The 8,015-nt window shown below is 72.2% G+C and carries 6 protein-coding genes and 1 pseudogene; 5 read left to right on the top strand and 2 right to left on the bottom strand.

Annotated elements, in window-relative coordinates; translation table 11 throughout:
- Positions 1 to 129: 129 nt before the first annotated feature.
- Positions 130 to 354, top strand: a pseudogene (locus V5O40_RS27915) (MFS transporter); the annotation flags it as partial.
- Between the two features lie 112 nt (positions 355 to 466).
- Positions 467 to 1,072: an MFS transporter gene (locus V5O40_RS09715; RefSeq protein WP_332905159.1), complete on the top strand. Its 606-nt coding sequence runs from the start codon at positions 467 to 469 to the stop codon at positions 1,070 to 1,072.
- A 102-nt stretch (positions 1,073 to 1,174) separates the two neighbouring features.
- On the opposite strand, the gene V5O40_RS09710 is transcribed toward V5O40_RS09715, so the two are convergent.
- Complete coding sequence (locus tag V5O40_RS09710; protein WP_332905158.1) at positions 1,175 to 1,861, bottom strand: hypothetical protein; 687 nt, start codon at positions 1,859 to 1,861, stop codon at positions 1,175 to 1,177.
- Between the two features lie 69 nt (positions 1,862 to 1,930).
- Between V5O40_RS09710 and V5O40_RS09705 the strand changes: the two genes are divergently transcribed.
- The 3 genes from V5O40_RS09705 to V5O40_RS09695 all read left to right on the top strand — a co-directional run bounded on the left by V5O40_RS09705 (position 1,931) and on the right by V5O40_RS09695 (position 6,365).
- Positions 1,931 to 4,549 carry a valine--tRNA ligase gene (locus V5O40_RS09705; protein ID WP_332905157.1) on the top strand — a complete coding sequence of 873 codons (2,619 nt, stop codon included), beginning with the start codon at positions 1,931 to 1,933 and terminating at the stop codon, positions 4,547 to 4,549.
- A gap of 182 nt (positions 4,550 to 4,731) precedes the next feature.
- Positions 4,732 to 6,003, top strand: coding sequence for a bifunctional folylpolyglutamate synthase/dihydrofolate synthase (locus V5O40_RS09700; protein WP_332905168.1), 1,272 nt, complete (start codon positions 4,732 to 4,734; stop codon positions 6,001 to 6,003).
- Positions 6,000 to 6,365, top strand: a complete 366-nt coding sequence (locus tag V5O40_RS09695; RefSeq protein ID WP_332905156.1) for a DUF4233 domain-containing protein — start codon at positions 6,000 to 6,002, stop codon at positions 6,363 to 6,365. The genes V5O40_RS09700 and V5O40_RS09695 overlap by 4 nt, the downstream gene beginning before the upstream one ends.
- Before the next feature lie 49 nt (positions 6,366 to 6,414).
- Here the strand turns inward: V5O40_RS09695 and V5O40_RS09690 are convergent, their stop codons facing one another.
- Positions 6,415 to 7,899 carry a VOC family protein gene (locus tag V5O40_RS09690; RefSeq protein ID WP_332905155.1) on the bottom strand — a complete coding sequence of 495 codons (1,485 nt, stop codon included), beginning with the start codon at positions 7,897 to 7,899 and terminating at the stop codon, positions 6,415 to 6,417.
- Between the last annotated feature and the right edge of the window lie 116 nt (positions 7,900 to 8,015).

Genomic DNA, 8,015 nt, shown 5'->3' with positions numbered 1-8,015 from the left:
CCAGGGTGGCCCTGAACGCATTTGCGGGAGCCTTCGCGCCGCAACACGCTGCGGCCGGGCCGGCGGAGTGACCCCACGGCCCGATAAAGCGGGAGCCGCTCCCGTCGGGCTACGAATACCATCTCGCGAGTGACGGCACCTACGGCGGAACGGCCGGCCACCCGGCCGTTGTGGCGGCACCGCGACTTCACGGTGTTCTGGTCGGCACAGACTCTCTCCGTGGTCGGCGACGGCTTCGCCACGCTGGCGATACCGTTGTTGGTACTCCAACTGACCGGCTCGGTGGCCCAGATGGGCCTGCTCACCGCGGCCGCCGGGGTGGCCTCGGTGGTCACCGCGATCTTCGCCGGTGTGCTGGTCGACCGGATGGACCGCAGACGCCTGCTGATCGGCGCCGACCTCATCCGTGCCGCTCAGCGTCGTACGGCTGCGAGAGGACGGACCCTCCCGGGCCGCGGTGTCGTTCGTGAGCCTGCGTGGCGAGTTGCTGGAAGGGGCGAGCTTCCTCTGGCGGCATCCGGTTCTGCGCGCCCTGACCCTGCTGCTGTCGGCGTTCATCTTCCTCACCCACGGCCTGGACGACGTGTTGATCTACCACGTGCGACTCAACCTGGACGGCACCGACAGCACGGTCGGCCTGGTGCTGTCGGTGGCGGCTGCCGGTACGCTTCTCGGCTCCCTCACGGTGGCTCCGCTGCGGCGCCGGCTCGGCTTCGGGGCGACCTGGTCGGGCAGCGTCGCGTTGGCCGGCGTGGCCGTGGCGGTGCTGGGCTCGGCGCGTACCGTGCCGGTGGTCGCGGCGCTGGCGGCGGGCTACCTCGGTGCGGTGGCGGTCGGGGCCATCTGTTCGCTGTCGCTGCGCCAAGAGGTCACTCCGAACCGGCTCCTCGGCCGGGTCACCTCGGTGTTCTGGGCGACCCACTACGCGCTCGGTCCGGCTGGCGCGGCCGTCGTCACCTGGGGTGCCGAGCTGTACGGCGTACCTCTGGTGTGTCTTCTCGCCGGTGGAGGAATCATCCTGCTGGCCCTCGCCGGGCTGGCCACCCCCGTGCGGCACGCCTGCCCCGGCTGACCGGGCGCGGCGGGTTGGTTTCACCGCGGCACGTCGCGCCCGGTGCCCGGCGGCGGACGCGGCAGCGTCGCCCGGACATCCGAGCCAGCCGCCGCGCAGCTGTCAGTCGCGGGTCTGCATGCTCTCCCGGAGCTGCCGAAGCAGGCCGGCGGATTCGTCGACCGAACGGCCGGGGAACATGGCCAACACCACGCTGCCGTGGTCGGCCCAGCCGCAGACCGCGAAATCGCCGCCCTCGCCGCCGGTGCTGCCACACTTCATCACGCCGCCCAGCCGACCCGGTGACACGCCGCGGAGCCCGGTCACGGCTGCGGTCTCGTCGGCCATCAGCTCGAACAGACTCTCCAGATCCCGCTCCGGCTGCCACAGCAGGGTCGTCCCCCCGAAGATCAGTACTGATCGCCGGGCATCGGCCGGATCCTGGTAGACCGCACCGAAGCTGCTGTCCAGCTCGATGTCGGCGGCCAGCCCGCTGCGCAGGTAGTCGGCGGTGCTGGCGGCCCGGTCGCTGCTGTCCTGCCGAAGCCCGGCGACCTGCTCGGGCAGGGTGAGCCGGGCGTCCTTCTGCTGAACGATCCGCCAGCCCCAGGAGCCCAGCGCACCGACACCGACCAGTGCGACGATCGCGAGCACCACCACCACGGCCGAGCGCCGTCGCCGGGCGGGTACGTCGGGCCGGTCGGGGCCGGCTGCCGGCTCGCGGTCGCCCAGCTCGATCGGCTCGTCGGTCAGGTCGACCGGCGACCCGCCCTCGTCGAGTCGGCGGGCGCTGAGATGTGCGTCGGACATAGCCGACACCGTACGCGAACGACAGGTGGCGCACGTCGGGTCCGTCGAAGCGCTCCGTAGACTTTCAGGGTGACCGAGAGACTGGATGCCCGACGCCCCGACGCCCCGACCCTCGCCGGCCAGTACCAGCCGGCTGAGGTAGAGCAGCGACGGTACGAGCAGTGGGTAGCCGACGGTCGATTCCGGGCCTCCGCGGACAGTGACCGGGAGCCCTTCACCATCGTCATCCCGCCGCCGAACGTCACCGGTTCGCTGCACATGGGTCACGCGCTGGACCACACGGTGCAGGACGCCCTGGTGCGGCGCAAGCGGATGCAGGGCTACGAGGCGCTCTGGCTGCCGGGCATGGACCATGCCGGCATCGCCACCCAGAACGTGGTCGAGCGGCAGCTTGCCGCACAGGGCCTCTCCCGCCACGACCTGGGCCGGGAGAAGTTCGTCGAGCGGGTGTGGGAGTGGAAGGCCTCCTCCGGCGGCGCGATCCTCGGCCAGATGCGCCGGCTCGGCGACTCGGTCGACTGGGACCGGGAACGCTTCACCATGGACGAGGGCCTGTCCCGCGCCGTCCAGACCATGTTCAAGAAGCTGTACGACGACGGCCTTATCTACCGGGCGAACCGGATCATCAACTGGTGTCCGCGCTGCCTGACCGCCTTGTCCGACATCGAGGTCGAGCACACCGACGACGACGGCGAGCTGGTGTCGATCCGCTACAGCGACGAGGTGGTGGTGGCCACCACCCGGGCGGAGACGATGCTCGGTGACACGGCGGTCGCCGTGCACCCGGACGACGAGCGGTACCGCCACCTGATCGGCACCGAGGTCGACCTGCCGCTGACCGGGCGGCGCATCCCGATCGTGGGCGACGCGCACGTGGACCCGTCGTTCGGCACCGGCATGGTGAAGGTGACCCCGGCGCACGACCCGAACGACTTCGAGATCGGGCAGCGGCACGACCTGCCCACCCTGACGATCATGGACGAACGGGGGGTGATCACCGCACCCGGCCCGTTCGAGGGGCTGGACCGGTTCGAGGCCCGGCCCGCGATCGTGGCCGCGCTGCGCGCCGAGGGACGCGTCGTCGCCGAGAAACGGCCGTACGTGCACGCCGTCGGCCACTGCTCCCGGTGCCGCACCACCGTCGAGCCTCGGCTGTCGTTGCAGTGGTTCGTCAACACCTCGCCGCTGGCCAAGGCGGCCGGCGACGCGGTACGCGACGGTCGGGTGCGCATCGAGCCGGCGGAGCTGGCCAAGCGCTACTTCGCCTGGGTCGACAACATGCACGACTGGTGCATCTCCCGGCAGCTGTGGTGGGGGCACCGGATCCCGGTCTGGTACGGACCGGACGGCGAGGTGGTCTGCGTCGGGCCCGACGAGCAACCACCGACCGGCGCGGGCTGGCACCAGGACGAGGACGTGCTGGACACCTGGTTCTCCAGCGGTCTCTGGCCGTTCTCCACGCTGGGCTGGCCGGAGCAGACCCCGGAGCTGGCGAAGTTCTACCCGACGAGTGTGCTGGTCACCGGGTACGACATCCTGTTCTTCTGGGTCGCCCGGATGATGATGTTCGGCCTGTACGCGATGGACGGCCGGCAGCCGTTCGACGTGATCGCCCTGCACGGGATGGTCCGCGACGAGCACGGCAAGAAGATGTCCAAGTCGTTCGGCAACGTGGTCGACCCGCTGGACTGGATCGACCGGTACGGCGCCGACGCCACCCGGTTCACCCTGGCCCGGGGCGCCAACCCCGGTGGTGACGTGCCGGTCAGCGAGGAGTGGTGCCAGGGCTCGCGCAACTTCTGCAACAAGCTCTGGAACGCCACCCGGTTCGCCCTGATCAACGGCGCGCACACCGACGGCCCGATGCCGGACGCCGAGCGGCTGTCGACCGTCGACCGGTGGATTCTGTCCCGGCTGGCCCACGTGACCGCCGAGGTCGACGAGCAGTTCGAGGCGTACGAGTTCGCCAAGGTCTGTGACCTGCTGTACCACTTCGCCTGGGACGACGTCTGCGACTGGTACGTGGAGCTGAGCAAGCCGGTGCTGGCCGGTGGCGGCGAACCGGCCGAGGTCAGCCGCCGTGTCCTCGGCCACGTGCTGGACCAGCTGCTGCGGCTGCTGCACCCGGTGATTCCGTTCGTCACGGAGGAGCTGTGGACGGCACTCACCGGCGGCGGGACGGTGCTGACGGCGGCCTGGCCCACGGCCGACCGGGCGCTCGTCGACGACGCGGCCGAGACGGAGGTGGCCACCCTTCAACGGGTGGTGACCGAGGTCCGCCGGTTCCGCTCCGACCAGGGTCTGCGGCCGACCCAGCGGGTCGCGGCCCGACTGGACGGGCTGTCCGGTGCCGGCGTGTCGGCGCACGAGCCGTTGATCCGGTCGCTGGCCCGGCTGGACCCGGCCGGCGACGATTTCCAGGCCAGTGCGACGCTGGCCATGCCGGGCGAGGTCAGTGTCGCGTTGGACACCCGGGGCTCGATCGACGTTGCCGCCGAGCGGGCCCGGCTGGCCAAGGACCGCGCGGCGGCGGAGAAGGAGGCAGGACAGGCCCGGACGAAGCTGGGCAACCCGGCGTTCGTCGGCAAGGCCCCCGAGCACGTCGTTTCCAAGATCCGCGAACGGTTGGCGGTGGCCGAGGCCGACCTGGCCCGCATCGACGCCGCCCTGGAGGCGCTTTCCTCGTGACCGACCCTGTCGACCGCACCGCACGGGTCCGTGCCGAACGCGCGGATGCCGCAGCCACCGAACCGACCGAGCGCGCCCGTACCGGTGACCGGGCTGGCGCGGGCGGTGAGCGCGCCGGCCGGGCGGAGCGCGCCGCCTTCGCGCAGGTGGAGGCCGAGCTGGCCGGGCGCGGCTTCACCCGGATGGTCTTCGAGCTCGATCGCATCTCGTCCCTGCTGGATCTGCTGGGCAGTCCGCAGCGGGCCTACCCGTCGATCCACCTGACCGGGACCAACGGCAAGACCTCCACGGCCCGGATGATCGACTCGCTGTTGCGGGCCTTCGGGCTGCACACCGGGCGGTACACCAGCCCGCATCTGGAGACGGTGCGGGAGCGGATCAGCCTCGATGGCGAGCCGGTGGACGAGGCCCGGTTCACCGCCGTGTACCAGGAGGTGAAGCCGCTCGCCGAACTGGTCGACGACCGTTCGGCCGAGCCGCTCACCTACTTCGACATGACCACGGCGCTGGCCTTCGCCACCTTCGCCGACGCGCCGGTGGACGTGGCCGTGGTCGAGGTGGGTCTCGGTGGTGCCGAGGACGCCACGAACGTCATCCAGGCCGGGGTGTGCGTGCTGACCCCGGTCGGGCTCGACCACACCGAGTGGCTCGGTGACACGCTCCAGGACATCGCGGTGGCCAAGGCCGGCATCATCCACCCCGGTGCCACGGTGATCTGCGCCGCCCAGGAGGAGGAGGCCGCCCGGCCGATCCTGCGACGCTGCGCGGAGGTGGGCGCGACCGTGGCCCGGGAGGGCTCGGAGTTCGGCGTACTGCGCCGGGCCGTGGCGGTCGGCGGCCAGGTGCTCACCCTGCAGGGGCTGGGCGGGGTGTACGAGGAGGTCTTCGTCCCGCTGCACGGCGCCCACCAGGCGCAGAACGCGGCGGTGGCGCTGGCGGCCGTCGAGGCGTTCCTCGGTGCCGGCGCCCGCCGGCAGCTCGACGTGGAGGCGGTGCGGGAAGGCTTCGCCACCGCCAGCTCCCCGGGACGGTTGGAGCGGGTGCGTACCGCGCCGACGATCCTGCTCGACGGGGCACACAACCCGCAGGGCATGGCGGCCACGGTCACCGCGTTGCAGGAGGAGTTCGCGTTCAGCAAGCTGGTCGCCGTCGTGGGTACCCTCGCCGACAAGGACGCCGCCAGCATGTTGGAGCTGCTGGAGCCGGTGGTCGACCAACTGGTGGTGACGCGGAACAGCTCACCCCGGGCGCTGCCGGTCAAGGAGCTGGCCGCGCTGGCCGCGGAGGTGTTCGGCCCGGACCGGGTCGAGGTGGCCGAGGAGATGCCGGACGCCATCGAGGCGGCGGTGGCGCTGGCCGAGGAGGACGTGCCGGGCGAGCTGGCCGGCGTCGGGGTGCTCATCACTGGTTCCGTGGTGACCGTGGCCGACGCCCGTCGGCTGCTGAAGCGATGACCGGCGACGGCGACGGCCAGCCCCGCCGATCGGGCCTGCGCGATCCGCAGCGGGCGGTACGTGGGCTCGGTGCGGCCGCGCTCGCCCTGGAGGCGCTGGTGCTGCTGCTGGCGATCCAGCCGATCCGGGCGGTCGGTGCTGATCTCGGTGGCGCGGCGATCGCCGTGGTCGTGACGCTGGCCGTGGTCGCCGCCTTGCTCGCCGGCATGATGCGCCGGCCGTGGGCCTGGCACGCCGGCACCGTGTTGCAGGGACTGCTGCTGCTGTCCGGCCTGCTGCACTGGTCCCTGTTCGTGCTGGGCGTGATGTTCGCGCTGGCGTGGGCGTACGCGCTGCACGTGCGTCGGGTGATCCTGGGCTGAGGGCGACCGGGTCGGGCGCGTAAGACCGCCGACGGCCCCTGGGCCTCGGTCACGCCTCGGCGAGTTCCCGCCACTGGGTCAGCGCGATGCCGTGCCCGTCGGGGTCGCGGAACGCCGCCGCCCACACCTCCAGCTTGCTGCCACGGTTGACCACCCGGGGCGGGTAGGTGAACCGGACCCCGGACTCGCGCAGCCGCTGGTACGCCGACTGGATGTCGTCCACGTCCAGGTTGACGTGGACCAGCCGGCGACTGATCGGCTGGGCCCCGGTCACCTCGCGGAGCACCAGGCGGGTCGTCCCCGAGGAGAGCACGGCGTTGGCGGCACCCCGGTCGACCTCGGTGAATCCGAGCCGGTCCCGGTAGAACTCCAGGGAGCGGGACAACTCTGTGACCAGCAGGGTGATGCCCACCCCGCTGATCGGAGCCGCCAAGTCGGCGGCGTCCGGGTCGAAGCCGAAGATCGCCTCGTCCAGCTCCTCCGCGTCGACCGCGCCCGTCCGATCGGCAGCCGGGCGCGGCTGGTCGTCGCCCGCCGGGCGGTTCGCGGCGACCACCGGACCCGGTTCCGGGTCGTCGAGTGGCAGGTCGAGCGGGTCGAGCGGATCCATCGGGTCGGTCAGGCCGGCGGCCGGGCCGGCCGGCGGCTGCGTGGCTCGCCCCGAGGCCACCGGATCGGCCACCTGCTCGGCAGGTTCGTCCCCGGCGGAGGTCGCCGCGGTGCTGATTCGTTCCTCGGCCGGTCGTGGCTCGGTGAACCGTTCCTCGGCCGGTGTCCGTGGGGCGGGCGTGGCTCGGCGGGGCAGCCGATGCTCGTCGGAGCGTTCCACCACGGTCCCCTCCAGCACGACCGGCCGGCCCGGCCGCTGGCGTACCCGCACCGTCTCGTGGTGCTCCACGTGCTCGACGGTCTCGACGACGGCGTCGTGCGGCCGGCCGTCCGACGGACCACCGAGTGGACCGTCAGGTGGCTCGCCCGAGGGGTCGTGGAAGTCGTCCTCCGGCGTCCGGCCGGCCCAGGGCGGCGCCTCCTGCCCGATCAGCACCTCGTCCGGTGGCGCCGTGGCGAACTCGGGGGGCAGGTCGGCGGTGCTGCCGGCCTCGGTGTGGGTGAGCACCTCGTCCCAGAGCACCCGGACGTGTCGCGGGTCGTCCAACGCCACCCGGATCGGCAGGGTCTGCCCCAGCGACGGCCACTTCGACACCGGAACCCGCGGCTCGATGATCTTTTTCGAGCGGGGTGGCAGCCCGGGAGCGTCGATCACCAGTTGTAGTTCGCAGCGACCGAACGCGTACTGGGTCGGTGGCTCGGAGGCGCTGTGCACGTGGCCGGCGCCGACGACCCAGGTGCGACCGCCACCGCGCACGGTGGCCAGCGCGATCGCCAGGGCGAGCAGGGCGACACCGAGCGCGACGATCGCCCAGCTGGTCATGCCCAGGCCGAAGAGGATGACGAAGGTGGCCACGGTGCCCAGCACCGCGGCGATCAACTTGCGTACCGGTGCGATGGGTCGGTTGCCGCCACCATTCGCCACAGTGGACCTCCCGGGGGTCAGGGTCAGGCTAGGCCGGATCGGAGGCCGGGGGAAGGCCGGCCACCGCGCCGGCGCCGGGACCGGGTCGCTAGGCTGACCGTACCCAGCCCGACCGG

The sequence above is a fragment of the Micromonospora palythoicola genome (genome assembly GCF_036689795.1).
GTDB lineage: Bacteria > Actinomycetota > Actinomycetes > Mycobacteriales > Micromonosporaceae > Micromonospora > Micromonospora palythoicola.
Note: the sequence above shows the minus strand (reverse complement) of the source record. Positions and strands in the feature narration are given on the sequence as shown.

What these genes read in the sequence shown, in the direction of transcription:
- V5O40_RS09710 (WP_332905158.1), bottom strand. Translation starts at nt 1,861, where the DNA reads ATGTCCGACGCACATCTCAGCGCCCGCCGACTCGACGAGGGCGGGTCG.
- V5O40_RS09700 (WP_332905168.1), top strand. Translation starts at nt 4,732, where the DNA reads ATGGTCTTCGAGCTCGATCGCATCTCGTCCCTGCTGGATCTGCTGGGC.
- V5O40_RS09695 (WP_332905156.1), top strand. Translation starts at nt 6,000, where the DNA reads ATGACCGGCGACGGCGACGGCCAGCCCCGCCGATCGGGCCTGCGCGAT.